At 72.3% G+C, this 24,691-nt stretch carries 29 protein-coding genes and 1 tRNA gene; 19 read left to right on the top strand and 11 right to left on the bottom strand.

All coding sequences use genetic code 11. The annotated features are described in order from the left end of the window. Window positions 1–9 precede the first annotated feature (9 nt). The 5 genes from OG852_RS25025 to OG852_RS25005 form a co-directional block, all read right to left on the bottom strand. Window positions 10–2,088, bottom strand: coding sequence for a copper resistance protein CopC (locus OG852_RS25025; protein ID WP_443064559.1), 2,079 nt, complete (start codon window positions 2,086–2,088; stop codon window positions 10–12). Between the two features lie 131 nt (window positions 2,089–2,219). Then, complete coding sequence (locus OG852_RS25020) at window positions 2,220–2,987, bottom strand: SDR family NAD(P)-dependent oxidoreductase (RefSeq protein WP_133916875.1); 768 nt, start codon at window positions 2,985–2,987, stop codon at window positions 2,220–2,222. Then, window positions 2,984–3,451 (bottom strand): cupin domain-containing protein, encoded by a 468-nt coding sequence (locus OG852_RS25015; RefSeq protein ID WP_133916898.1) that lies wholly within the window; start codon window positions 3,449–3,451, stop codon window positions 2,984–2,986. The genes OG852_RS25020 and OG852_RS25015 overlap by 4 nt, the downstream gene beginning before the upstream one ends. A 62-nt stretch (window positions 3,452–3,513) precedes the next feature. Next, a complete protein-coding gene (locus OG852_RS25010; RefSeq protein ID WP_330349004.1) occupies window positions 3,514–4,116 on the bottom strand; it encodes a GNAT family N-acetyltransferase in 603 nt (200 codons plus the stop codon). After that, window positions 4,109–6,337, bottom strand: a complete 2,229-nt coding sequence (locus OG852_RS25005; RefSeq protein WP_330349003.1) for a penicillin acylase family protein — start codon at window positions 6,335–6,337, stop codon at window positions 4,109–4,111. The genes OG852_RS25010 and OG852_RS25005 overlap by 8 nt, the downstream gene beginning before the upstream one ends. 112 nt (window positions 6,338–6,449) lie before the next feature. On the opposite strand from OG852_RS25005, the gene OG852_RS25000 reads away from it, so the two are divergent. The 6 genes from OG852_RS25000 to OG852_RS24975 all read left to right on the top strand — a co-directional run bounded on the left by OG852_RS25000 (window position 6,450) and on the right by OG852_RS24975 (window position 9,912). Further along, the gene (locus tag OG852_RS25000) at window positions 6,450–7,160 is read left to right on the top strand and encodes a siderophore-interacting protein (RefSeq protein WP_133916878.1); all 711 of its coding nucleotides are present in this window, start codon (window positions 6,450–6,452) and stop codon (window positions 7,158–7,160) included. A gap of 61 nt (window positions 7,161–7,221) precedes the next feature. Further along, on the top strand, window positions 7,222–7,806 hold the full coding sequence (locus OG852_RS24995; RefSeq protein WP_133916879.1) for an HhH-GPD-type base excision DNA repair protein: 585 nt from the start codon (window positions 7,222–7,224) through the stop codon (window positions 7,804–7,806). Window positions 7,807–7,918: 112 nt separating this feature from the next. Then, window positions 7,919–8,230, top strand: coding sequence for a hypothetical protein (locus OG852_RS24990; protein WP_330349002.1), 312 nt, complete (start codon window positions 7,919–7,921; stop codon window positions 8,228–8,230). A gap of 46 nt (window positions 8,231–8,276) precedes the next feature. Next, on the top strand, window positions 8,277–8,477 hold the full coding sequence (locus OG852_RS24985; protein WP_330349001.1) for a hypothetical protein: 201 nt from the start codon (window positions 8,277–8,279) through the stop codon (window positions 8,475–8,477). A 364-nt stretch (window positions 8,478–8,841) separates the two neighbouring features. Beyond that, window positions 8,842–9,138: a type II toxin-antitoxin system VapB family antitoxin gene (locus tag OG852_RS24980; RefSeq protein WP_004943146.1), complete on the top strand. Its 297-nt coding sequence runs from the start codon at window positions 8,842–8,844 to the stop codon at window positions 9,136–9,138. Window positions 9,139–9,261: 123 nt separating this feature from the next. Continuing rightward, window positions 9,262–9,912 carry a LytR C-terminal domain-containing protein gene (locus OG852_RS24975; RefSeq protein ID WP_330349000.1) on the top strand — a complete coding sequence of 217 codons (651 nt, stop codon included), beginning with the start codon at window positions 9,262–9,264 and terminating at the stop codon, window positions 9,910–9,912. Between the two features lie 104 nt (window positions 9,913–10,016). On the opposite strand, the gene upp is transcribed toward OG852_RS24975, so the two are convergent. Continuing rightward, the gene (gene upp / locus OG852_RS24970; RefSeq protein WP_133916881.1) at window positions 10,017–10,652 is read right to left on the bottom strand and encodes a uracil phosphoribosyltransferase; all 636 of its coding nucleotides are present in this window, start codon (window positions 10,650–10,652) and stop codon (window positions 10,017–10,019) included. Window positions 10,653–10,805: 153 nt separating this feature from the next. Here upp and OG852_RS24965 point away from each other — a divergent pair, with 153 nt between their 5' ends. From OG852_RS24965 to OG852_RS24950, 4 genes are all read left to right on the top strand, one after another. Next, complete coding sequence (locus tag OG852_RS24965) at window positions 10,806–11,012, top strand: hypothetical protein (RefSeq protein ID WP_133916882.1); 207 nt, start codon at window positions 10,806–10,808, stop codon at window positions 11,010–11,012. A gap of 334 nt (window positions 11,013–11,346) precedes the next feature. Beyond that, entirely contained in the window at window positions 11,347–11,883 is a 537-nt protein-coding gene (locus OG852_RS24960) for a tRNA adenosine deaminase-associated protein (protein ID WP_330351487.1), read from the top strand. A 50-nt stretch (window positions 11,884–11,933) separates the two neighbouring features. After that, window positions 11,934–12,365, top strand: a complete 432-nt coding sequence (gene tadA, locus OG852_RS24955; protein ID WP_133916883.1) for a tRNA adenosine(34) deaminase TadA — start codon at window positions 11,934–11,936, stop codon at window positions 12,363–12,365. A 69-nt stretch (window positions 12,366–12,434) separates the two neighbouring features. Beyond that, window positions 12,435–12,519 (top strand) — tRNA-Ser (locus tag OG852_RS24950). Here OG852_RS24950 and OG852_RS24945 read toward each other — a convergent pair. Next, entirely contained in the window at window positions 12,514–12,768 is a 255-nt protein-coding gene (locus OG852_RS24945) for a PLDc N-terminal domain-containing protein (RefSeq protein ID WP_330348999.1), read from the bottom strand. The two genes, OG852_RS24950 and OG852_RS24945, sit on opposite strands and share 6 nt — an antisense overlap. Before the next feature lie 274 nt (window positions 12,769–13,042). On the opposite strand from OG852_RS24945, the gene OG852_RS24940 reads away from it, so the two are divergent. The 5 genes from OG852_RS24940 to OG852_RS24920 all read left to right on the top strand — a co-directional run bounded on the left by OG852_RS24940 (window position 13,043) and on the right by OG852_RS24920 (window position 16,642). Beyond that, a complete protein-coding gene (locus OG852_RS24940; RefSeq protein WP_166663733.1) occupies window positions 13,043–13,219 on the top strand; it encodes a hypothetical protein in 177 nt (58 codons plus the stop codon). Between the two features lie 33 nt (window positions 13,220–13,252). Continuing rightward, window positions 13,253–13,546 carry a Dabb family protein gene (locus tag OG852_RS24935; protein WP_133916885.1) on the top strand — a complete coding sequence of 98 codons (294 nt, stop codon included), beginning with the start codon at window positions 13,253–13,255 and terminating at the stop codon, window positions 13,544–13,546. A gap of 204 nt (window positions 13,547–13,750) precedes the next feature. Next, window positions 13,751–14,578 (top strand): RNA polymerase sigma factor SigF, encoded by an 828-nt coding sequence (locus OG852_RS24930; RefSeq protein WP_133916886.1) that lies wholly within the window; start codon window positions 13,751–13,753, stop codon window positions 14,576–14,578. A gap of 369 nt (window positions 14,579–14,947) precedes the next feature. Further along, window positions 14,948–15,847 carry an RNA polymerase sigma factor SigF gene (locus OG852_RS24925; RefSeq protein ID WP_133916887.1) on the top strand — a complete coding sequence of 300 codons (900 nt, stop codon included), beginning with the start codon at window positions 14,948–14,950 and terminating at the stop codon, window positions 15,845–15,847. 45 nt (window positions 15,848–15,892) lie between these two features. Next, window positions 15,893–16,642 (top strand): hypothetical protein, encoded by a 750-nt coding sequence (locus OG852_RS24920; protein ID WP_330348998.1) that lies wholly within the window; start codon window positions 15,893–15,895, stop codon window positions 16,640–16,642. A 25-nt stretch (window positions 16,643–16,667) separates the two neighbouring features. On the opposite strand, the gene OG852_RS24915 is transcribed toward OG852_RS24920, so the two are convergent. After that, complete coding sequence (locus OG852_RS24915; protein ID WP_133916889.1) at window positions 16,668–16,868, bottom strand: hypothetical protein; 201 nt, start codon at window positions 16,866–16,868, stop codon at window positions 16,668–16,670. Between the two features lie 279 nt (window positions 16,869–17,147). Here OG852_RS24915 and OG852_RS24910 point away from each other — a divergent pair, with 279 nt between their 5' ends. The 4 genes from OG852_RS24910 to OG852_RS24895 all read left to right on the top strand — a co-directional run bounded on the left by OG852_RS24910 (window position 17,148) and on the right by OG852_RS24895 (window position 21,549). Next, window positions 17,148–17,654 carry a MarR family winged helix-turn-helix transcriptional regulator gene (locus OG852_RS24910; RefSeq protein ID WP_133916890.1) on the top strand — a complete coding sequence of 169 codons (507 nt, stop codon included), beginning with the start codon at window positions 17,148–17,150 and terminating at the stop codon, window positions 17,652–17,654. A 13-nt stretch (window positions 17,655–17,667) separates the two neighbouring features. Further along, the gene (locus tag OG852_RS24905) at window positions 17,668–20,133 is read left to right on the top strand and encodes an MFS transporter (protein ID WP_330348997.1); all 2,466 of its coding nucleotides are present in this window, start codon (window positions 17,668–17,670) and stop codon (window positions 20,131–20,133) included. Window positions 20,134–20,207: 74 nt separating this feature from the next. After that, on the top strand, window positions 20,208–21,029 hold the full coding sequence (locus OG852_RS24900) for a YceI family protein (RefSeq protein ID WP_330348996.1): 822 nt from the start codon (window positions 20,208–20,210) through the stop codon (window positions 21,027–21,029). Between the two features lie 49 nt (window positions 21,030–21,078). Continuing rightward, window positions 21,079–21,549, top strand: coding sequence for a PPOX class F420-dependent oxidoreductase (locus OG852_RS24895; protein ID WP_330348995.1), 471 nt, complete (start codon window positions 21,079–21,081; stop codon window positions 21,547–21,549). A 101-nt stretch (window positions 21,550–21,650) separates the two neighbouring features. Here the strand turns inward: OG852_RS24895 and OG852_RS24890 are convergent, their stop codons facing one another. From OG852_RS24890 to OG852_RS24880, 3 genes are all read right to left on the bottom strand, one after another. Further along, window positions 21,651–22,424 carry a TetR/AcrR family transcriptional regulator gene (locus tag OG852_RS24890; protein WP_208117357.1) on the bottom strand — a complete coding sequence of 258 codons (774 nt, stop codon included), beginning with the start codon at window positions 22,422–22,424 and terminating at the stop codon, window positions 21,651–21,653. A gap of 98 nt (window positions 22,425–22,522) precedes the next feature. Beyond that, window positions 22,523–23,419, bottom strand: a complete 897-nt coding sequence (locus OG852_RS24885) for an RNA polymerase sigma-70 factor (protein ID WP_330348994.1) — start codon at window positions 23,417–23,419, stop codon at window positions 22,523–22,525. Between the two features lie 30 nt (window positions 23,420–23,449). Continuing rightward, entirely contained in the window at window positions 23,450–24,658 is a 1,209-nt protein-coding gene (locus OG852_RS24880; RefSeq protein ID WP_330351486.1) for an NAD(P)/FAD-dependent oxidoreductase, read from the bottom strand. Between the last annotated feature and the right edge of the window lie 33 nt (window positions 24,659–24,691).

The raw sequence follows: 24,691 nt of genomic DNA, 5'->3' as shown, positions 1-24,691 counted from the left end.
ACCCTGCGGTCAGCGGACGATCTGCACGTCCTTCGTCACGCTCACCTGGTCGATGTCCGTCGCCCGGATCGTCGTCTTCATCTCCCAGGTGCCCTCGATGGGCAGGCTGACCTTGGCGGAGGCCCAGTAGCCGCCCTTGTCGACCAGTTTGGCGTCGAGCGGGCCGATGTCCTGGCTGGGGAGGGTGAAGGAGATCCGCAGCTCGGGAACGGTGACGAAGCCTCCGTCGGGGCCGTAGACCACGGCCTGAAGGGTGTTGTCGCCGACCGTGCCGGGGTCGAGGGTGACCTGCACCTTGCCGCGCAGACCGGGCTTGCCGAGGTCGAAGGGGACGATCGTCACGGAGGCGACCGGCAGCCCGCCGGACTGCTGGGTCGTCGCCGCCTCGGCCGCCGCCCGGCCCGGCAGGGTGCCCGTCAGGATCGTCGTCAGGACGAGTACGACGACGGAGACGGCCACCTCCAGGAGCACCGACCGGCGCAGTGCGCGGCTGTGCGCGGACTCGGCCGGGGTGAGACGGGGGGCCGGGGACGACGGCTGCTTCGACTCCGGCACCGAACGCTCCGGGGACTCCGCCACCGGCTGACCGGCGGACTCCCGCGACGGCTCATCGGCGGACTCCCGCGCCGGCGTTCCGCCCACCGTCGCCTTCTCGAGAACCTTGGCCGCCACGACCTTGTTCTCCACCGACACCGCCTTCTCCGTCACCGCCTTCTCCGTCACCGCCTTCTCCGTCACCGCCTTCTCCGTCACCGCCTTCTCCGTCACCGCCTTCTCCGTCACCGCCTTCTCCGTCACGGCTTCGTCCGTCACGGCTTCCTCCGTCCCCACTGTCTGTTCGGCCTGTGCCTTCCTCTCCCCCGTCTTCTCCCTCGCCACCGTCATCTGTCTCGTCACCGTCGCCCTCGACCACGCCCCGGCCGCCAGCAGGACCGCCACCGCGGCCAGCTTGGCGAGGAGGACCCTGCCGTACGTCGTGTCCGTCAGCGCCGCGACGGAGCCGAGGCCGCGCCAGGACTGGTAGACGCCCGTCACCACGAGGACGGTCACCGAGATGCCCGCCAGCCGGGAGAACCGGGTGACCACCCGCGAGGGGACGGACGCGCGGGGCAGCAGGGTGAGCAGGGCGACCAGGCCCCCCAGCCACACCGCCATGGCGAGCAGGTGCAGGACCGAGGAGGTCATCGCCAGCGGGACCTGGATGCCCGCCGAGGCGTGTTCGGCGCCCGCCCAGGTCAGTGCGAGGCCCACCGCGAGGGCCGCGCCGAGCACGAGGGCCGCCTTCGACGGCTCGGGGCGCCCCCGCTGCCGTAGCAGCAGGGCCACCGCCGCCGCGAGGAGCAGCATGCGGGCCACCAGGGCCAGGCCGGGGCGGCCCTCCAGGGTGCGCAGGAGGCCGGAGGGGTCGAGCGCGCCGGACGGGCCGGTGCCCGCTTCGTAGGGGGCGCGCAGGAAGAACAGGAACGCCGTCGAACCGGCCAGTGTCCAGCCGCCGATCAGCAGCGGCCGGCGCAGCGGGCGGGTGTCCGGCGGGCGGCAGACGGCGACGAAGGCCGCCGTGCCGACGAGGAGGGCCGCCGCGACGTACGCGAGGTAGCGGCCGATGTTGTAGAGGCCGTCGGTCGCCGGGTCCTCGGTGGCGTCGGAGGGCAGGACGGCCAGGGTCGGGGAGGCCTTGCCCACGGAGAAGGTGAAGGCGCCGGACACCGGGTGGCTGTCGGCCGAGACGACCCGCCAGGCCACCGTGAAGGTGCCGGTGCCGAGCTTCGTCGGCAGCTCGACCCGGACGGAGTCCGAACGGCCCTCCACGTGCCCCGACTCACCCAGTTTCACCCGCTGGTTGTCGGGGTCGAGGAGGCGGAAGGAGTCGTCGATCAGGCCTACGGACTCGGTGAAGGTGAGGGTGATGCTCCGAGGGCTCTTCTTGACGACGCTTCCGTCGACGGGGTCGGTGGAGCGGAGGGCCGCGTGCGCCGAGGCGGGTCCGCCGCCGAGGAGGAGCAGGACCAGCACGGTGCCCAGCAGCACCAGCCCCTGAAGTCGCCTTCGCGCACTGCCGCGTCGTCCGTCATCGCGCCCTTCGCTCACGTCACCGCTCCGAACCACCCGGACTGCCCGGGACTCGAGTCTCGTGTGCTCGGGGATGTGTACGGATGGACACGGCATCCTTCTCACCCGCTCGGCCCTCCACCAGGTAGGCGCTTCCCCAGGTAGGCCCTCTACCAGGTCGGCCGGGACGATACCCCGCCGTCCACCACCAGGTCGTGGCCGGTCACCCAGGACGCCAGCCGCGAGGCCAGGAACACACAGGCGTCACCGACGTCCTCCGGGCGGCCCAGCCGGCCGATCGCGACCGCCTCCCGCCAGCGCCGTACCCCCTCCGGCCAGGCCTCGACAAGTCCCTCTCGGTCGATCAGACCGGGCGAGACCGTGTTGACGCGGATGCCGTGGGGGCCGTACTCCAGCGCCGCCGCGCGCGCGTGCATCACCACGGCGGCCTTGGCGGCGGCGTAGTGGGCGTGGCCCACCGCGGGCATCCGGGCCTCCACCGAGGCGATGTGCGTGACGGTCCCGCCGCCCCGCTCCCGCATCACCTCCGCCGCGGCCTGCGTGACGGCGAACACACTGGTCAGGTTGGTGTCGACGACCGCCCGCCAGTCCGCCACCGGCATCCCGGGCAGGGCCCGCACCGGCTGGACGCCCGCGTTGTTCACCAGCGCGTCGAGTCGTCCGCCGCCCCAGTCGGCGGCCCGCGCCACCACCTCGCGGCACGCGTCCTCGACGGTGAGATCGGCGCCCGGCAGCACCACGGCGCGCGCGCCGAACTCCTCGGTGATCTCCTCGGCGAGCGCCTGTGCCGCCTCGGTGCTCGTACGGCAGTGCAGGGCCACCGCCGCGCCCTCCCGGGCGAACCGGCGCGCGACGCCCCGGCCGATCCCGCCGCCCGCTCCCGTGATCAGGGCCACCTGGCCCGTCAGCAACGTCATGGACGGCACAGTCCCGCGATCAGCGCGGCCCGGTCCGGATGACGCGCCGTCAGGACGGCCGCGTCCCCGTGCTCGTAGTCCTCGTACGTGAAACCGGGGGCCATGGTGCAGCCGAAGAAGGTCCAGGCGCCCCCGGTCCGCGCCCCCATCCAGGTGCGGGCGGGGACCGTGAACTGCGGATGCTGTCCGCCGAGGACGTCCGGGCCGAGCACAGCTGTACGGGAGGTGCCGTCGGGGGCGAGGAGCAGCAGCTCCAGCGGGTCGCCGAGGTAGTGGTGCCAGACCTCGTCGGTGGGCAGCCGGTGCAGGGCCGAGAAGTCGCCCGCGGCGAGCAGCGCGACGATCGCCGAGCCGGCCGGTCGGCCGTCGGGCGCCTCGGGCCCCGCCCAGGTGCGGCGGAAGAGGCCGCCCTCGCGGGGGATCGGCTCCAGCCGGTAGTGCGCGACGAGATCTTCCGGGGTCAGCGGGACGCTCACCCCGGAAGGCTACGAGAAGAGCGCGGGCTACGGGAACAGCACCTCTAGGGCTACGGGAACAGCACCTCGCGGCGGAGGAACGCCAGTTGGGCCTTCTTCTCCGGCAGGTACACGTCCGGCAGGTCGATCTCCGGCAGGGTGACCAGGGGGCCGACGTCGAAGCCCTGGCGCAGGAAGCGGGCGATCGCCCTTTCGTTGCGCACGTCCGGGTCGACCACGACCCGCCGCCGGTCGAGACCCAGCAGCACGTACGCGGCGAAGGCCCGCATCAGCGCGGCCGACCAGCCGGGACGCGCTCCCCGCGGGCCGGCGGGCGCGAGCAGCACATGGACGCCGATGTCGCCGGGCTCCACCTCGTAGCACTCCCCGACCCGGTCCTCGGCGGGCTCGTACGTCTGGAGCAGGCCGACCGGCGTGCCGTCCAGTTCGACGAGGAACGCGTGGTGGGTGTCGAGGCCGGCCAGGTGGGCGTAGATCTCGGCGACCTGGTCCCGCGTCAGACCGTTCATGCCCCAGAACGCGGCCCGTTCCTCGCGCACCCAGCCGTGCACGACGTCCGCGTCGCCCTCGGCGTCCAGGGGACGCAGGCCGATGGTGCCGAACCCTTCGGCGTGCTCGGTATGGACGGGTGCGTGGACGTGCCGGTCAGACATCGCTCTCCTTCGTCAACTGGTCCCAGTCGGTGACGACCGGGGCCAGCTCGCCCTTGAGCCACAGGGGCAGCTGGTCGTGGTGGTGGGGGCTGTCGGGGTCGCCCGAGGCGCCGAGCGGGACGACCCACCGGCTGTCCTCGCGGCGGGCCAGGTCCCAGACGTAACGGGCCGCGGGGCCGCGCGCGGCGAGGTCGGTCCAGCCGGGCACGGCCGTGGTGCACAGCACGCAGTCGTGGTCGCCCGAGAGCGCCGGTGCCTCGTACGTCGGGTCGGGCAGGGCCCGCCAGGGGGCGAGGCGGTGGGTGTCGCCCCAGCGGGCGGGCGGCTGTACGGCGACCTCCTCGACGGCCTCCCGGACCAGCCGGGGGCGGTCGACGCCGTAGAGGTCCTCGGCGCGCAGGAGGTGTTCGAGGGCGAAGCCGATGCGCGGCAGCAGGGCGAGCCAGGGCTGGAGGACCTCGGGGTAGGCGGGCGGGGTGGCGAGGGCGGCGAAGGCCGGGTGTGCGGCGAGCCGGCGGACGACGGCGGTGCGCAGGGCCGCGTACCGGGCCGCGTCCTCGCTGTCGGCGTCCATACGGCGGTTCCAGCGCAGCAGGCGTGCGCGCAGTTCGGCGGCGGGGCCGGTGAGGTCGCCGAGGGCGGCGAGGTGGTCGAGGAGGGGGCCGGCGGAGGCGAGGTGCGTGTCCGTGTGGATCGCGGGCATGTCGGAGGCGGACCAGGCGTCCTTCTCGGCCAGCAGGGCGCGGATGCGGTCGGCGCGGTGCGGCGGGGCGAACTCGACGCCCAGGGGGGCGGCCGGGCCGCGCTGGTTGGCCATGACCGCGACGCCGTGGGTGAGACCGGCGCGGGGCATCTCGTGCCAGCCGGTCCACTCGTGGCCGGGTTCCCAGGCGGGGACCAGCCGGATGCCGTTGGCCTCGGCGCGGACGGGGACCCGGCCCGCGACCCGGTGCAGCGACCCGCCCTCGGTGTCGGCGGCCTGGACCACGTTGACCGGCTCGGCCCAGACGTCGAAGGCGGCGTCCACATCGGCGACGCGGCGGGCCCGCAGGAGGGGGAGGAGGGCACCGAAGCCGAGGTCCTCGGTGACGCGGGGCGGGTGACGGAGGGCGAGGGCCAAGGGGATGGCGGTTCCGGCGATTCCGGCGGGCTCGATCGGCTCAACCCCGTCAGTCCCGTCGACCTCGTCGATCCCGTTGATCCCGTTGATCCCGTCGGCCCTGTCGGCCCTGTCGGCCCCGTCGACCCCGTCGACCCCGTCGAGAGAGGGAAACGTATCTTCCGCAGGGTGCGGCACCCCGCTCTCCAGCCCCTCCGGCCCCCCGGCGATCACCGGCCCCCGGTCCGTCTCGATCACCTCCACCTCGACCGGCTCCTCCCCGGCCACCTCGACGGTCTCGGTGTGCCGGGCGGCGCGGTGCCACTCGCCGTCCGGGCCGAGGGCCTCGATGCCGGCGCCGGTGCGGCGCAGACGTTCGCGGTAGAGGTCCTGGTAGTCGGCCATGGCGTTGGTGATGGCCCAGGCGACCGTGCCGGTGTGCCCGAAGTGGGCGATGCCGGGGACGCCGGGCACGGCGAGCCCGACGACGTCGAACTCGTCGCACGCGAGACGGATCTGCTGGTAGACGCCGGGGTCCTCGATGAACCGGTGCGGATCGCCGGCGATGACCGCCTGACCGGTGACGGTCCGGGCGCCGCCGACCAGCCAGCCGTTGCTGCCGGAGGTGCCGGGCCCGTCGGTGGCGAACAGCCCGACCGCGCCCGGGCCGAGGTGCCGTACGGCCTCCTCGCGCCACAGCTTGGCGGGGAATCCGGCGAACAGGAGGTGCGCGGAGAGCCAGACGGCGAGGGGCGTCCAGGGCTCCCAGCGCCCCGGGGCGAGCCCGACCCGGGTGAACTCGGGGGTGAGGTGGAGCCCTTCGTTGACGCCGTCGACGTACGCCCGTACCCACGCGGCGGTCTCCGGATCACGCCGCTCCAGCCGGTCGAAGCAGCGGCGGGCGGTGTCGGCGAGGCGGGCGCGGCGGACGAGGACGTCCCAGGCCACGGCCTCGGGGCCGAGGAAGGAGGCGGAGGTGCCCTGGGCGCGGTGGCGTTCGACCTCGAGCTGCCAGGCGCGGTCGCGGGCCGTGACCAGGCCCTGGGCGCGGGCGAGCTCCCGGGCGTCGGCCGCCCGCAGATGCGGGACGCCCCACGCGTCCCTGTGGATCTCGGTCGTCACGTCGTCACCCTGTGGCCCTTCCATGGCAGGCTATGGCCCGCATGCATTTACCTTTAGGTTAGCCTTACCTAATCAATCGGTTCAGGAATCGTACGCGAGGGGTGAAGAGGTCATGGCGCAGGGGCGGGGCTGGGAGGGGGCTGTCCTCAGGCTGATGCGGGCGAAGGACTTCACGCTGACCGTGACCGAGGCGCAGGACGTCACCCCGCGTTTCCGCCGGGTGCGTCTCACCGACGGCGGGCTGCTCGCCGCGACCGGCGTCCATCCGACGATGTGGGTGCGGCTGTGGTTCGACAACGCCGGCAAGCCGCACCAGCGGGCGTACACCCTCGTCGACCCCGATCCGGCGGGCGGCGCCTTCTCCTTGGAGTTCGCCCTGCACGAGGGCGCGGCCAGCGACTGGGCGCGCGCGGCCCGGCCCGGCGACACCATCGAGGCGACCGTCCAGGGCAGCGCGTTCGAGCAGCCCGCGCCCGCGCCGGGCCATGTCCTCGCGATCGGCGACCCGGCCTCCCTGCCCGCGATCAACTCCCTGCTCGACGCGCTGGGCCAGACCCCGGCCACCGTCTGGTTCGAGGGCGCGGCGGACGGCCTCCCCTTCCGCACCGACCCGGGCCGGCACGAACTGCGGCACGTCCCGCGCGCGGAGCTGGTCGAACGGGTCCGCGCCGAGCTGCCCGCCCTCCTCGCGGCCACCGAACACCCGTACGTCTGGATCGCCTGCGACACCCGCACCACCCGCACGCTTGCGTCGTACGCCCGCAAGGAGCTGGGCGTCCCCAGGGAACGGCTGCACGCGCTGGGCTATTGGCGCGCGGGCTGAGCGAGGCGGGAACCGGGGGTACCGGCGCGCGGGGCGCGGGCCCGCGCGGGATCATCGACGCATGGACGTCACCCTTCACCTCGCCCAGGACCCCGAGGCCGACGAGTTGCTCGGCCGTTCCCCGCTGGCCGCGCTGGTCGGGATGCTGCTGGACCAGCAGGTCCCGATGGAGTGGGCGTTCAAGGGCCCCCGCACGATCGCCGACCGCCTCGGCGCCGACGACCTCGACGCGCACGACATCGCCGCCCAGGACCCGGAGGCCTTCTCCGCGCTGCTCTCCGAGAAGCCGGCCGTGCACCGCTACCCGGGCTCCATGGCCAAGCGCATCCAGCAGCTCTGCCAGTACCTCGTCGAACACTACGACGGTGATCCCGAGGCCCTCTGGAAGGACGCCGCCACCGGCAAGGAGCTGGTGAAGCGGCTGCAGGAGCTGCCCGGCTTCGGCAAGCAGAAGGCCCAGATCTTCCTGGCCCTGCTCGGCAAGCAGCTCGGTGTGCGGCCGGAGGGCTGGCGGGAGGCCGCGGGCTCGTACGGCGAACCGAAGTCCTTCCGGTCCGTCGCCGACATCACCGGCCCGGAGTCGCTGACGAAGGTACGGGCGCACAAGCAGGAGATGAAGGCGGCGGCGAAAGCGGCCAAGAAGTAGGGGCCCCGGGCCCCCGGGGGCGCGCGGCGCGGGAAACGCGCCGTCGGCCGAACGGGTGCATCCGGCGTCCCGCGTGCTGAACCGTGGGCGTGTCGCGGGCAGATGACCCTCCATGAGCACCGCAGCACGCCTCCCCCGCAGCCGCGCCTGGCTGCGGGTGCTCGTGCTGGTGCTCGCCCTGCTCCTGCCGGGCGCACCCGCCGAGGTGTCCGCCGCACCCGTCGTCGTCGGCGAGATCATCGAGTACGACGCCGACGCCACCGCGTTCCGGCCCGCCCCCTGCGCCCCTCGGCCCGCCGCCCCACCACTCCCCGCGCCCCGGCCGGCCCCCGCGCCGGGCGAACCGGCCGCACGCCCGCTGCCCGCCCCGCCCGGGACGCCGTACGCCCCCCACATCCTGCTCACCGTGGTCCTGCGCTGCTGACCGACGCCCGCACCAGGTCAGTCAGCACGACGCAAGGAGCACAGCCATGCCCACCGACCCGTACGCGGTCCTGCGCGCCCTGCTGCGCGCGGAGGCCGCCCGCAGCGCCGCGCCGAAGCCCCTGCCTCAGTCGCAGCCCAAGTCGCAGCCCAAGTCGCAGCCTCAGTCTCAGCCTCGGCCTCGGCCTCAGTCTCGGCCGAGGAAGACCGAGCAGGAGCGGCCGGCCGTGGTGAAACAGAACCGCTGACCGGCAGGCGGCGGGGGCCCGCGGACGCCCGGCAGGCGTCCCGTGGGCCACCGCCTCCGCCGGGCGGCGCCCGTGAGAACCCCGAATCTCTGTCCACACCCTGTGTACAGCGCTCGCGCGGCGGCGGCTTCCGCACCGTCCGGTCCGAAGTCCGCGTGACGAAGAACACGCCGACCCCTTTCGGGCGAATCAGCCGGACGTCCCGGGTGGACGCCGATGAAGGGGCACCCGGTGGCGATCCCGTCGGCACCCCGCACCGACCGACCCCTCCCTCCCGTTTTGCCCCTGTTCATCATGGCTTTTCCGGCGCCGCACTCGGCCGCCATGGCTGCGCCCGGAAGGTCTGGGCCGGTAGGCTTTCCGTGTGATCTTCAAGCGCATCGGAAACGGCCGGCCGTACCCCGACCACGGCCGGGAAAGCACCCGGCAGTGGGCGGACGTCGCACCGCGCCCGGTCCGCCTCGATCAGCTGGTGACCACCAAGCAGCAGCTCGACCTGGAAACCCTGCTCGCCGAGGACTCGACCTTCTACGGCGACCTCTTCGCGCACGTGGTGAAGTGGCAGGGCGACCTGTACCTGGAAGACGGGCTGCACCGCGCGGTGCGGGCGGCGCTCCAGCAGCGCCAGGTGCTGCACGCGCGTGTCCTCGAGCTGGACTGAGGCGCCGCTCCGCCGCTCCCCGACGGTGCGGTGTTGGCCCTTTCGGGTTCTTTCCCACACCCCCGAGCGATGTCGGATGATCGTTTATTAGTCACGGCCGCCCGGGCGCACTACGCTGCGCCCATGAGCATGCTGACTCCCCCCGGCATGGGCGGCAAATACCGGATCACGGGGGACAAGTACCCCCGTATGCGCCGCCGCCGACGGCGCGGCAGGCTGGTCGTCGTGGTCGTCGCCTGCGGTGCCGCGCTCGGCGTGGCCGGCTGGGGCACCCTGCAGCTCATCGATGTCTTCACCGGGGGCGGAGGGACGGCCTCCGCGGCCGGTTCCAAGGCCTCCTGCGCGGTGAAGTCGGCGAAGGCGAGCCCGTCGGCGTCCGCCTCTCCGGCCGCGCTGCCCAAGCCCGCCCAGATCACGGTCAACGTCCTCAACGCCACCACCCGCAGCGGTCTCGCCAAGTCCACCGCCGACGAGCTGGAGAAACGCGGCTTCAAGATCGGCGAGGTGGGCAACGCGCCGAAGGAGTTCGACAAGAAGGTCGACGGCGCCGCGCTGCTCCTCGGCCCGGCGTCCGCGCTGAACACCTCGCTCTCGGTGCTGTCCACCCAGGTCGGCGGTGCCGAACGGCGGGCCGAGGCGGGGCGCAAGGGCGCCGAGGTGGACCTGATCATCGGCAACGCGTTCAAGGCGCTCAGCAGTGAGGGGGAGGCGACGAAGGCGCTGACCGCGCTGGTGTCGCCCCAGCCGACGGCCGCCACCAAGAAGGCCTGCTGAGAGGAGAAGGCCGTCCGCGGGCTTCGCCGGTCGTCGGGTCCGTCTCCTGGGCGCAGGAGTAGCAGGCCTACGGCCTCGCCACTCCCCACCCAGCTGCTCCAGCCCTACTCCGCCGCGCCGTAGAGGCGGTCGCCCGCGTCGCCCAGGCCGGGGACGATGTAGCCGTGCTCGTTGAGGTGGTCGTCGACGGCCGCCGTCACGACCGTCACCGGGGTGCCGGCGAGTTCGCGTTCCATGAGCTCGACGCCCTCGGGGGCGGCCAGCAGGACCACAGCGGTCACGTCGTCGGCGCCCCGCTTGATCAGCTCGTGGATCGCCGCGACCAGGGTGCCGCCCGTGGCCAGCATCGGGTCGAGGACGTACACCTGGCGGCCGGAGAGGTCCTCCGGCATGCGCGTGGCGTACGTGGACGCCTCCAGCGTCTCCTCGTTGCGGATCATGCCCAGGAAGCCCACCTCGGCGGTCGGCAGCAGGCGGACCATGCCGTCCAGCATGCCGAGGCCCGCCCGCAGGATCGGCACGACCAGCGGACGCGGGTGGGAGAGCTTCACCCCGGTGGTCCGGGCGACCGGCGTGGTGATGTCGACCTGTTCGGTGCGCACGTCACGCGTGGCCTCGTAGGCGAGCAGGGTGACCAGTTCGTCGGCCAGGCGGCGGAAGGTCGCGGAGTCCGTGCGCTGGTCGCGCAGCGTGGTGAGCTTGTGGGCGACCAGGGGGTGGTCGACGACGTGGAGACGCATGTCCACAACAGTAGCCGGGCGGGACCGGCCCGGCGCCCCCCCACTCCCTGGTCCGGCGGCCCGCGGACGCGCCGAACCGCTTGGGCCGTTCGCTGGCATCAAACCGCCCGGGCGAGGGAAAGTGGTGAAGACGGACCCGGGGTGGTGAAGCCTATGCCTGACCTGCCAGAGCGCGACGCGCCGGAGCCGACCGAGCGCTCGGGCGTACCGCGGGAGACCGAGGCCGAGCGCCGCCGGCGCCGTGACCGCTTCCTGCGCGAGCTCGCCGAGGCCCGCGAACTGCGCGACCGGGTCCAGCCGCGACGCGCCAAGAGCGCCCGCCTGCGCCACGCGATGCGTATGCGCACGTTCCGCTGGTAGCCGAACGATCCCCTTGTGCCCGTACGGCACTTGGGACGTTCGGTGAAGATCGCCACCGCCACGGGTGGCGGCGGGGGGTGGGCGTGCGTGGGCGCACGGGAAAGCCGCGTACGATCCGCAGTGGCCGCAACGAGTGTGCTGGTGAGTTGCCTGCGGACGTACTCACGGACGTGCGATCAAAACCACCGGACACAGGGAGCCGAAGACGTCCCCTGAACGCCTTGTTTCTGCCACGATTCCGAGTGGGTGGGGCTCGGAGCACAGCTCTCTCCGCCCGTAACCTCCGCCGGGGGGACCCCCAACCGGCACGCCTATGACCAGTGGGAGAGTCACGGTGTACTTCGCCGCACTGCTCGCGCGCACCGAAGACGGGTGGGAAGCGAGCGACACAGAGCTCGACGATGTGGAAACCCTGTCGGATCTGGCCGACCTGGCCCGGGAAGCCTCTCCTGACGAGGACACGGTGCTCGTGCTCATCGAGCAGGAGGACTCCTGGTTCGGTGTCGTCCGCATCGATGGTGAGGAGGACCCTCGCATCTACGTCTCCGACGCCGCTGCCGCCGCCCGCAGTTCCTACGGCGAGCTCCTGCTCACCGACGAACTGCTCGGAAGGGAGCCGGGTGACGACGATGTCCTCGATGCCCTCGACCTCGACGGGACCGAGGACGGGGAGGACCGGGAGGACGAGGACGACGACGAGGGCGGCGCCTCCGGTTCCGCCGAGGCGGTGCCGCACGGCCCGGTCGGCGACCCCGGCATCCTCGACGACCTCGGCGTCAGCGAGAAGGAGCTGAAGGCGCTGTCCGAGGACGCCCTCAGCGAGATCGCCGACGCCCTGGGCGCCTCGGAGGTCCTGGAGACCGTCCGCTGACCGCAGCCGGGGCACCGCCGGACCCCGTACGCGACCCGTGGCGGGCCGCCATGCGGCTCGCCCTGGACGAGGCCCGGCTGGCCGTCCGGGGCGGGGACGTCCCGGTCGGCGCCGTGGTGCTGGCTCCGGACGGCACGACCGTCCTCGCGGCCGGTCACAACGAACGCGAGGCCGGCGGCGATCCGACGGCCCACGCGGAGGTGCTCGCCATCCGGCGGGCGGCCGCGCGGCTCGGCGAGTGGCGGCTGACCGGCTGCACACTCGTCGTCACGCTGGAACCCTGCACGATGTGCGCGGGCGCGCTCGTGCAGTCCCGGCTGGACCGGGTCGTCTACGGCGCCCGCGACGACAAGGCGGGCGCGGCCGGCTCCCTGTGGGACGTCGTCCGAGACCGGCGGCTCAACCACCGGCCCGAGGTCGTCGAGGGCGTCCTGGCGCAGGAGTGCGCGGGGCTCCTCACGGAGTTCTTCCGCGCACGCTGACGACGTCGCCGCCGACCTCCCCGAATACCGATTTCAAACCACGCCCCCGTGTGCTGTAAGGTCTCCCTCGGTAGCGTGTCCGAGCGGCCGAAGGAGCTCGCCTCGAAAGCGAGTGTGGCGCAAGTCACCGAGGGTTCAAATCCCTCCGCTACCGCGCTTGAGCGAAGGGCTCGGTCCGCTGGACCGGGCCCTTCGTCGTGTCCGCTATCGGCTTCTTGCCGAAGTAGGTCCAGGCGAGGGCGGCGACGACCGAGCCGTGGAGCAGGATGAGCAGCCACAGCAGCTTGGGCAGGATCCGGACGCGCTCCCCGGGGGTGCGGATGCAGTCGATCAGCGCCCAGATCGTGAAGACGGCCACCAGGGCGATCAGCACGAAGATCGGCAGGTCCATCATGTGCAGCATTCGTCTTCTCCCTTGGTCGGGCCCTTGCGCGGGCTCGCTTCCGTCCGGCCTTCACCCCCTCATCGGACGAGGCCTCCCGATCGGTTCACGGATCGGCTCACGAATTTTCTGATCGGTTCGCGGGGCGAGCGCGGGGCGAGCGCGGGGCGGGCGCGGCGCGGGCGGATTCGTTCACGGGCGCGCCGCAGACGCTCAAAGGCGGTGCGTAAATCGCACTTACGGTTACACTCGCCGCCGTCAACAGGGGCCTCACGGCCACGACAGGGGAGGCCAGGTGGCGGTGAACGCCAAGAAGATCGCCGTCTACGTACTCGTGGTCTTCGCGCTCTATGTGATCATCACGGACCCGTCCAGAGCGGCGGACTACGTCCAGATAGGCTTCGAGGGCATATCGGACGCCGCCAAGGCCATCGGCGACTTCTTCACCTGGCTCGCCAACGGGGCCCACTGACGGCGAGCCCAGCAGCACGCACCGGGAGTGCCCATGATCCGCCATCTGGTCCTGTTCAAGCTGAACGAGGGCGTCGAGCGCGACGACCCCCGGGTCGTCCGGGGCGAAGAGGCCTTCCGGGCGCTCGGCGGGCAGATCGAGGAGCTGGCCTTCTGGGAACTGGGCTGGAACATCAGCGAGCGGCCCATCGCCTACGACTTCGCGATCAACTCGGCGGTCGAGGACGCGGACGCCCTGAAGCGGTACCTCGAGCACCCGGCGCACCAGGCGGGCGTCGCGCTGTGGCGGGAGTTCGCCACCTGGGTGGTCGCCGACTACGCGTTCTGAGCCGCACCCGCAGAACATGAGCCGCACCCGCAGAACAAAGGAGCCCCCCGCCGAACGGCGGGGGGCTCTCGCGTGTCCTATGCCCCAACTTCTTCCCCAACACGGTGTTATGGGGTGCTTGCACACAGTGCACATGTCTTGTGATGCTATGACCGCTTTTGATGGATGAGTTGACCGATGTTGTTGACCTGATGAAGAGGTGGCGTGACCGTGTCGGCCAGTACTGCGCCGCCTCAGGAAGAGGCACCGGCCCCGGGCCCCGAGCGGCGCCGGGGCGCCGACACCCGGGCGCTCACCCAGGTGCTCTTCGCCGAACTCAAGGAGCTGCAGCCCGGCACCCCGGAACACCACCGCGTGCGCGGGGCGCTCATCGAGGCCAACCTCCCGCTCGTGCGCTACGCGGCCGCCCGCTTCCGCTCCCGCAACGAGCCGATGGAGGATGTCGTCCAGGTCGGCACCATCGGGCTGATCAACGCCATCGACCGCTTCGACCCGGACCGCGGCGTGCAGTTCCCGACCTTCGCGATGCCGACCGTCGTCGGCGAGATCAAGCGCTACTTCCGGGACAACGTCCGCACCGTCCACGTGCCGCGCCGGCTGCACGAGCTGTGGGTGCAGGTGAACAGCGCGACCGAGGACCTCACGACCTCCTTCGGCCGCACGCCGACGACCGCCGAGATCGCCGAGCGGCTGCGCATCGGCGAGGACGAGGTCCTGTCCTGCATCGAGGCGGGGCGGTCGTACCACGCGACCTCCCTGGAAGCGGCGCAGGAGGGCGACGGACTGCCGGGTCTGCTCGACCGCCTCGGCTACGAGGACCCGGCCCTCGACGGCGTCGAACACCGCGACCTCGTCCGCCATCTCCTCGTCCAGCTCCCGGAACGCGAACAGAGAATTCTCCTGCTGCGCTACTACAGCAATCTCACGCAGTCTCAGATCAGCGCGGAACTCGGCGTCTCGCAAATGCACGTCTCCCGGCTACTCGCGCGTAGCTTCCAGCGACTGCGTTCCGCGAACCGCATCGAGGCCTGACACGACGTGAGGACGCGGGAGCACGGCCGTATGCACAGGCGCACAGATGGGGCGCACGCATAGGGCGCACGGCTCTGGTTACGTCATCCGATGGGGTATCGCAAGCAAGAGCGAGAAGTCACCGGTGAGAGCGAATCCCCCACCTCGACACTTCCCGACACAACTCCCCTGAAAAACCGTCACACCCTCTGTTTCCAGGGCCGATTCGTCACTGTGATGTCGACATGTCACTACAGCGTGTTGCCGACATGTGACATTCTCCTGGAAGCGCGTTTGCCAGGGCTTCGGCTCCGGTATTCAGGTGGAGGCTGACGTTCTCCACGGCGGAGAGCGAACGCCGCGACCGTCCCGCGACCCAAAGGGGGTGGCATGTCCGCAGACCAGGGCAGCTCGAAGGTGCTCACGCTCACGAAGAGCGAGACCGAGCCCGTCGCGCCTGTCGAGCCCGACGTGCTCGACGACGTGGCCCTCGAGGCCGCACCGGCTCCGGCCCTCCCGTCCACCGGTGCCATCGACACCCGCACCCTGTCCCGCTCCCTGTTCCTGCGACTGGCCGCACTCGACGAGAACAGCCCCGAACGGGTCTACGTCCGGGACACCCTCATCGAGCTCAACCTCCCCCTCGTCCGCTACGCCGCCGCGCGCTTCCGCTCGCGGAACGAGCCGATGGAGGACATCGTCCAGGTCGGCACCATCGGCCTCATCAAGGCCATCGACCGCTTCGACTGCGAACGGGGCGTGGAGTTCCCGACGTTCGCGATGCCGACGGTCGTGGGCGAGATCAAGCGGTTCTTCCGCGACACCTCGTGGTCCGTCCGCGTCCCGCGCCGGCTCCAGGAGCTGCGCCTGGCCCTCACCAAGGCCAGCGACGAGCTCTCCCAGAAGCTGGACCGCTCGCCCACGGTCGCCGAACTGGCCGCGGTCCTCGGCGTCTCGGAGGAGGACGTGGTCGACGGCCTGGCCGTCGGCAACGCGTACACGGCGTCCTCGCTGGACTCCCCGGCCCCCGAGGACGACGGCGGCGAGGGCTCCCTGGCCGACCGCCTCGGCTACGAGGACACGGCCCTGGAGGGCGTGGAGTACCGGGAGTCGCTGAAGCCCCTGCTCGCGAAGCTCCCGCCGCGCGAGCGCCGCATCATCATGCTGCGCTTCTTCGCCAACATGACGCAGTCCCAGATCGGCGAGGAGGTCGGCATCTCCCAGATGCACGTCTCCCGTCTCCTGACCCGGACCCTGGCCCAGTTGCGGGAGGGCCTGATCTCGGACTGAGCCCGCGGGGTTCCTTCCTGACGCACCGTCAGCCACACTGACGCGATGCGCACGACACGGGACGGGACCCCAGCACGGTCACGCGGCCGTCGGCGCGCCCTGTGGGGCCTGTCGGCGGCCGTCGCCGTCGTGGCGGGAGCGGCGGGCATCCTCGGGGCGTACGGCGGAGGCGGGCACGGCGGCGACTACGCCGCGGTCGGCGCCGCGGGGGAGAGCGCACCGGGAGAGAGATCACCGGGGGCGGGCCCCACGGAAGGCGTACGACTGGTACCGCTCGACGATCCGACGGGCAGCGGCGCGGACGGGGCCGGGATCGGGGACGGGGCCGAGGGACGTTCCGTGGCCCGGGGAACCCCGGGCGGCTCCGGGAAGTCGGTGGTCGAGCCGCCCCCGTCGGGAACCGACTCACCGGCGGAGGTCACGCACACACCGCCCCGGCCCTCGGGCTCCGCTCCCCCGACGGCCACCCCGTCACCTCCGTCGGCCGCTCCGGCCGCCCTGGTCGCGAGCGACCCCGTGCGCACCCCCACCGACCACCGCTGGTGCGAGGACGTGACGCTGACCTTCCGCAACCCGGGCGGCAGACCGGTGCGTTCGGGCACGGTCACCTTCGGGACGCACGTCATCGACGCCCTCGGCATCGACTGGTCCACCGTCGAGTCGACGGAGGCGCTGCCCACGCCGATCGCGCCCGGCGCCCGCAAGGAACGGACCTGGACGGTGTGCGTGGACGCCTGGCGCGTACCGCTGGGGATGCGGATCGAGACGCGGGACGTGTCCGTGCGGTGGGAGTAGCGGTCGCGGCGGGGGGCGGCGTCGGTTACTTCAGCGCCAGCCAGGCGACGGCCGCCACGATCGCCACCGCGGCGACGATGCCGATGATCAGGCCGATGCGGGGGCCGGCCGGCGCGGGGGCCTGACGAGAGGTGGCCTGGGGGCCGCCCTCGTCGACGAACGCGCGGAACATCTGGGTGCTGCCGGCGGGGTCGTAGTTGCCCTGCGGGCCCTGGGTGTTAGCCATGGGCCGAGACACTAGCGAAAACGGCGGCGGCGTCCCAAGTGGGGGTCCCGCAAGGACGCCCATCGGCGGTCCCGCGAGGAGCCCGCCTCCGGCCGGTTCGGCGAGTGGGTTCGATCCTCGGGTCACGCGACGCACGCCCGGCCGGACTGTCCTGACCTGCACATTTACCCTCGCAATACTTGCCTTTGCCAACTTTTTGCGGCGCCCCTCGGCCGTTTTATTTGCCTGCAGCAACCAACCAGTCTTATGGTTGCCCCAAGCAACGAACAGGGAGGTGTGGTGGCCGCGCAGACGCAGTACGAGGAGCTGGCGCGTCAGCTCAGTGCCTTCGGCGTCGTGAAGCGGGACCTCGGGCGGATCATGCCGGCCGAGTGCTCGCCCGGCTCCGCCGCCGTGCTCACCCTCCTCGGCCGCCACGGAGACATGCGCATGAGCAATCTCTCCGAGCTGCTCGCGGTCGACATGTCGGTGACCAGCCGGCACGTGGCGCACCTCGCCGAACGCGGCTGGATCGACCGTTCCGCGGACCCGGCGGACAAGCGCTCGCGCATCCTGCACCTCACCCCCGAGGGCCGCGCGGTGCTCGCCGAGCTGTCCCGGCGCAGTGTCGCCCTGCTGGCGGAGCGCCTCGGTGACTGGTCCGACGACGAGATCGGCCAGCTCATCGGGCTGATGACCCGGCTGCGCGCCAGCTTCGGCGACTGCCGGACCACCCCGCACCGGCAGCCGCCACCCCAGCCGCCACCGCCTCCCCCGTTCCACCAGACCACCCGTACACCCGCGTAAGAGAAGGAAGTCCATGGCAACGACCACACCGGCCGGTGTGCGGGCCCACGGCAAGCACGGGGGCGGGCACGACGCCCACGCCCCGATGACGCACCGGCAGATCATGGAGGCCCTGTCCGGCCTTCTGCTCGGCATGTTCGTGGCGATCCTGTCGTCCACGATCGTCTCCAACGCCCTCCCGGAGATCATCGGTGACCTCGGCGGCGGCCAGTCCGCCTACACCTGGGTCGTGACCGCCACCCTGCTGGCGATGACGGCGACCACCCCGCTGTGGGGCAAGCTCGCCGACCTCTACGACAAGAAGGCGCTCGTCCAGACAGCGCTCGTCATCTACGTCCTCGGATCGGCGGCGGCCGGGCTCTCGCAGAACCCCGGCATGCTGATCGCCTGCCGCGTCGTCCAGGGCGTCGGCGTCGGCGGCCTGTCCGCCCTCGCGCAGATCGTGATGGCCGCGATGATCTCGCCGCGGGAGCGCGGCCGTTACTCCGGCTACCTCGGCGCCACCTTCGCCGTCGCCACCGTCGGCGGCCCGCTGCTCGGCGGTGTCATCACCGACACCTCCTGGCTGGGCTGGCGCTGGTGCTTCTACGTCGGCGTCCCCTTCGCCGTCATCGCGCTGATCGTGCTGCAGAAGACCCTGCACCTGCCGGTCGTGAAGCGGGACGTGAAGGTCGACTGGGCCGGCGCGTTCTTCATCTCGGCCGCCGTCTCCCTGCTGCTCGTCTGGGTCACCTTCGCGGGTGACAAGTACGACTGGCTGTCCTGGCAGACGTACACGATGGTCGCCGGTTCGGTCCTGCTCGGGCTGGTCTTCGTCTTCGTCGAGTCGAGGGCGAGCGAGCCGATCATCCCGCTGCGGCTGTTCCGCAACCGGACCATCACCCTCTCCTCCATCGCCTCGATGTTCGTGGGCGTGGCGATGTTCTCCGGCACGGTGTTCTTCGCCCAGTACTTCCAGCTGGCGCGCGACGAGTCCCCGACCATGTCCGGGGTGCTGACCATCCCGATGATCGGCGGTCTGTTCGTCTCCTCCACCGTCTCCGGACAGTTCATCACCCGCACCGGCAAGTGGAAGGCGTGGCTGGTCAGCGGCGGTGTGCTCATCACGGCGGGCCTCGGTCTGCTCGGCACCGTCCGCTACGACACGGACTACTGGAAGACCGCGGTCTTCATGGCGCTGCTGGGTCTCGGCGTCGGCATGATGATGCAGAACCTGGTCCTGTCCACGCAGAACCAGGTGGAGCCGAAGGACCTCGGCTCGGCCAGCTCGACCGTCACCTTCTTCCGCTCCCTCGGCGGTGCGATGGGCGTCTCGGCGCTCGGTGCCGTCATGGCCAACCGCATCACCGACTACGCCAAGGACGGCATCGCCGGGCTCGGCCCGAAGTACGCCGCGCTCGCGTCCGGTTCCAGCTCCTCCAGCACGATCCCGGACATGGACAAGCTGCCGGCGCCGCTGCGCACGGTCATGGAGGACGCGTACGGCCACGGCATCGCGGACGTCTTCCTGATCGCCTCAGGTCTGGCGCTGCTCGCCTTCCTGATCACCCTGTTCATCAAGGAGGTCCCGCTGCGGACCAAGGGCGCCCTGGCCCACGCGGCCGAGGCGGAGGCCGAGGCGCAGACCCCGGCCGAGGCGCAGACCCCGGCTCCCGCGCCGGCCGAGCAGCACACGCCCGGCTGGGCGGTCGCCGACACCGCCGTCCAGGAGTCCGGTTCCGGTGTCCCGGTCCACGGTTTCGTCCGGGGCGCCGAGAGCGCGCCGGTCCCGCAGGCCGCCGTCACCCTGATCTCCCTGGCCGGACGGCAGCTGGGCCGGTCGGTCGCGCAGGCCGACGGCGCCTACGCGCTGGACGCGCCCGGGACGGGGTCGTACGTCCTGATCGCCTCGGCGGACGGGTTCCAGCCGCAGGCGTCCACGATCGTCGTCGACGGCGAGCCGCTCGCGTACGACATCCTGCTCAGCGGGACCAGCGGGCTCAGCGGGTTCGTGCGGGCCTCCGCGTCGGGTGAGGGCGTCAAGGACGCGATGGTCGTCGTCACTGATGTGCGCGGCGAGCTGGTGGCCACCGCGGCCACCGGCGACCAGGGCGAGTTCGCCGTCGGCGAGCTGGTGCCGGGTGCCGTGACCGTCGCGGTGAACGCCGCCGGGTTCCGGCCGCGGGCACTGCCCGTCGAGGTCGGCGGGACCGGGGTGACCCGGGTGGAGGTCGCGCTCGACGCGGGCGCGCGGCTCCGGGGAGTCGTGCGGGCGCCGCACGGGCCGCTGGCCGACGCGCGGGTGACGCTCGTGGACGCGGCGGGCAACGTCCTGCGCACGGCGACGACCGGCGCGGACGGGGCGTACGCCTTCGCGGATCTCGACGGCGGCGAGTACACGGTCATCGCGACCGGTTATCCGCCGGTGGCCACCGCGCTGACGGTGACCGGGGCCGGCGTCGACGGCCATGACATCGAGCTCGCCCACCCGGGCGAGTAGCACGACCGCGGGCGGGGGCGGTGGGGGGTGCCCCACCGCCCCCGCCCCGTTCTTCCCACGAGGAGTTACCTGAGATGGCACTGACCGCGAGGATCCGCACCCGCGACGGATGGGCCGTGTCGCACGCGGTCGTCACGGTGACCGACATGACCGGTACGCAGGTGCTGCGGGCGGAGGCGGACGAGGAGGGCGCCGTACGCGAGGCGACCGACCTCGCGCCGGGGCCGTACACCGTGATCGTCACGGCGGTCGGACACGGGCCCGTCGCCTCCACCGCGCTCGTCACCGCGAGCGGCCGGGTGGACGTGGGCACGGTGACCCTGGCCCGGCAGGGCGGGGCCGAGCTGCCGCCGCCCGGGCGCTGGACCGTCGACCCGGCGCACTCCACGGTCGGCGCGGTCGCCCGGCACCTGGGCATCTCCAGTGTGCGCGGCCGGTTCACCGACTTCTCGGCGACGATCGAGATCGCCCCGGACGACGTCACCACGTCCCGGGTGGAGGCGGTGATCCGGGCGGCCTCCATCGACACCGGCAACGGCACGCGCGACACGCATCTGCGCTCGGCGGACTTCCTGGACGTCGAGAAGCACCCCGAGATCACCTACCGCTCGACCGGTCTGACGGTCGCGGGCCCCGACCGCTGGACCGTCCACGGTGAGCTGTCCCTGCGGGGAGTCGTACGGCCCGTCGACCTGGACCTCGCCCTCCTCGGCACCGGCGCCGACCCGTGGGGCGGCACCCGGGTCGCCTTCCGCGCGACGGCGGAACTGCACCGCGAGGACTTCGCGATGACCTACAACCAGGTCCTCCAGGCGGGCGTCGCCGCGATCGGCACGACCCTGCGGGTGGAACTGGACATCCAGGCGGTGCGGGGCGAGTCGCTGCCCGGGGCGTAGGACCGGCAGGGTCACCCAGGGCGGCCCTCCGGCCGCCTAGGCTGACCGCATGGCACCGAACATCGCGACCAACACGGCCGTCTCGCTCGATGAGCTGCTGGACTTCGTACGACCCCGTCACCGCGCGATCCTGCTGACCCGGCGCGGTGACGGCGGGCCCCAGGGGTCGCCCCTGACCTGCGGCGTCGACGACTCCGGGCGGATCGTCGTCTCCACCTACCCCGAGCGGGCCAAGACGCGCAACGCCAAGCGGGACGAGCGGGTGAGCGTGCTCGTGCTCAGCGACGACTGGGACGGGCCGTGGGTGCAGATCGACGGGACGGCGGAGGTGCTCGACGTGCCGGAGTCCGTCGAGCCGCTGGTGGAGTACTTCCGGAACATCGCGGGGGAGCACCCGGACTGGGAGGAGTACCGGGCGGCGATGGTGCGGCAGGGGAAGTCGATCATCCGGATCACCCCGGTGCGGTGGGGGCCGGTCGCGACCGGCGGTTTCCCGGCTCGGCTTGTTTCAGTGGACTGACGGCTGCTGACTCCGGGCGCCTTGTCGTCTTGCGGGTGCGGGTCGTATGTGGCTTGTCGCGCCCACGCGGCGGAGCCGCGTATTGATGCGGCCCCGCGCCCCTAGGGGGTCTGCCTGGACCTTTGTGTCATGGCTTCGATGCCTGCGATCAGCAAGTCCAAGGCGTATGCGAAGTCGCGTTCCCACATCTCCTCGACCGTGTCGCCGCCTCGGGCCGCCATGATGTCCTCGCTCTCCCTGATGACGTCGGCGGCCTGGGGTGCCTCGGTGACCGTGGCCAGGGATTCGCGGAAGTACTCGTCGGGCGTCAGGCCGACGGCCGTGGAGCGGGCGATGAAGTGGCCCTCGATCGTGCCGAAGCCGTACACGAACTGGAAGACGGAGGAGATGGCCGCCGCCAGCCCGTGCGTCGGCAGCCCGGTGCGGCGGATCACCTGCTGGACGGTACGGGAGAACGCCAGGTTGTTCGGGCCGATGTTGAGGAAGGTGCCCGCCAGCGGCGACAGCCAGGGGTGGCGGACCAGCAGGCCGCGGTAGGCGCGGGCCAGGGCGCGGAGCTGGTCGCGCCAGTCCTCGTCGTGCCGGGCCGGATCGGGCAGCTCCAGGCCCTCGAAGGCGGCGTCCAGGGCGAGTTCGAGGAGGTCGTCCTTGGTGTCGACGTACCAGTACACGGACATCGCCGTCACGTTCAGCTCGGCCGCCAGCCGCCGCATGGAGAACTTCGCCAGCCCCTCCGCGTCCAGCAGCCGGACGGTCACCTGGGTGATCCGGGTCCGGTCGAGCCCGGAGGGCTGGCCGCCGCCCCGGCCGCGCCGCCGTGCCTTGCCCTCCAGCCACACACTGCGGTGCGGGGCGTCCTTGGCGGTCTCGGCCATGGCAGGGCACCTTCCTCTTCGTCCGGTACGGAGAACTGTGTTCCGGTACTGGGGAAGATGCTAGGGCCCTTCCTGGGCCTGCCCGGGGCGGCCGGTGTTCAGCGCAGGGTGAGCGGGGTCTCGTAGTCGACCCGGGTCAGTTTCTCCGGGTTGCGGACGTAGTACAGACCAGTGATGCGGTCGTCCTCGAAGCGGATGGCGACGACACCGTCGATCTCGCCGTCCACGCGCAGCACGAGCGCCGGGCCGCCGTTGACCATGGTGAACTCGCTGGTGAGCGTCGCCCGGTGGCGGCGGGAACCGCCGACGATGAAGCGGGCCACCTTGTCGGCGCCGCTGATCGGCCGGGGTGCGGCCTGCCGGAGTCCGCCGCCGTCGCTCATCAGGACGACGTCGGGGGCGAGCACGTCGAGGAAGCCCTGGAGGTCCCCGGTGGCGAGCGCCCGCCGGAACGACTCCAGGGCCGCGCGGGTCCTGCTCTCGGAGACCACCTCGCGCGGGCGGCGGGCGTCGACGTGCCGGCGGGCGCGGTGCGCGATCTGACGGACCGCCGCGGGGCTCTTGTCGACGGCGGCGGCGATCTCGTCGTAGCCGACGTCGAAGACCTCGCGCAGCACGAAGACGGCCCGCTCGGTGGGGGACAGGGTCTCGAGGACGAGCATCAGAGCCATCGACACGCTCTCGGCGAGCTCGACGTCCTGGGCCACGTCCGGGGTGGTGAGCAGCGGCTCGGGCAGCCAGGGGCCGACGTACGCCTCCTTGCGGCGGGTCAGGGTGCGCAGCCGGTTGAGGGCCTGGCGGGTGGTGATGCGGACCAGGTAGGCGCGCGGGTCGCGCACCTCGGCCAGGTCGGTGTCCACCCACCGCAGCCAGGTCTCCTGCAGCACGTCCTCGGCGTCGGCGGCCGAGCCGAGCATCTCGTAGGCGACGGTGAAGAGCAGGTTGCGGTGGGCGACGAACGCCTCTGTCGCCGGGTCGGCGGTGTGATCGTCCATGTCAGGGTCCCTCCCCCGTCCGGGCGCGGCTCAGACCACGCGTTCGACGACGGCCGGGTGCTCGGCGTGCTCGCTCCGCTGGAGCTGCTGCTGCCGCCTGGATCCTCCCGAGACCTTGTGCAGGCGGTACGCACCGGGCTTGCGTGCCTCGCCCGCCAGGTGCTCGATGATGCCCTTGCACACGAACTCCTTGAGCTTCGCACCGGGACGACCGCCGATGTGGAACCCGACCGCGACGTCGTAGCGGTGGGCGAACTGGAAGATGCCCGCGTCCCGGCCCAGGCTGATGCACTGGCCGGCGAACACCTGGTTCAGGGTCGCGGGCCGCTCACCGGCGATCCGGCTGAGCACCGTGTCGGCGGCCCGCGCGCCCAGCGGGATCGCGGCCTGGCAGCTCATCCGCAGGGGCAGGCCCGAGGGCGCGGCCGAGTCCCCGGCCGCGACGATGTGCGGGTCGTCGACGCTGGTCAGCGTCTCGTCGGTGAGGAGACGGCCGAGGGCGTCGGTGCTCAGGCCGCTGCGCGCGGCCAGGTCCGGGACCCCGAAGCCGGCGGTCCAGACGGTCACCTCGCTGGGCAGCGTGCGGCCGTCGGCGAGCTGTACGGCGTCGCGGGTCACCGCGGTCACCTTCGTGCCGGGGCCGTCGAGGACGGTCACCCCGAGCGCGGCCAGGCGTCCGGCGACCGAGCGCCGGCCCCGCGGGTGCAGGTACGGGCCGAGGACTCCGCCGCAGACCAGGGTCACCGTGCGGCCCTGCTCGGCCAGCTCGGCCGCGGTCTCGATGCCGGTCGGGCCGGCTCCGACGACGGTCAGCGGGGCCTTCGCGGACGCGGCGTCGACGACCGGCCGCAGCCGCCGGGCGTCCTCCAGGGTGGCGATCGGGTGGGCGAACTCGGCCGCTCCGGGCACCCGCGGGTCGGCGCTGCCGCTGCCCACCGCGTAGATCAGGTGGTCGTAGCGGACGGTGGCGCCGCTCGCCAGCGTCAGGCCGCGTCCGGCCGCGTCGATCCGGGTCACGGTGTCGACGACCAGCCGGACGCCCCCGCCCAGGATCTTCCGGTAGTCGACGACGGCGTCATGGGTTCCGGCGACCAGCTGGTGCAGGCGGATCCGCTCGACGAAGTCCGGGCGCGGGTTGATCAGCGTCACGTTCAGGTCGTCGCGCCGGGTCAGACGGTTCGCCGCGATCACGCCGGCGTATCCCCCGCCGATCACGACGATCTCGGTGTTCTCGCTCACGGTGTTCTCGCTCACGGTGGCTCCTCGGGTTCC

The organism is Streptomyces sp. NBC_00582, from assembly GCF_036345155.1.
Classification (GTDB): Bacteria; Actinomycetota; Actinomycetes; order Streptomycetales; family Streptomycetaceae; genus Streptomyces.
Note: the sequence above shows the minus strand (reverse complement) of the source record. Positions and strands in the feature narration are given on the sequence as shown.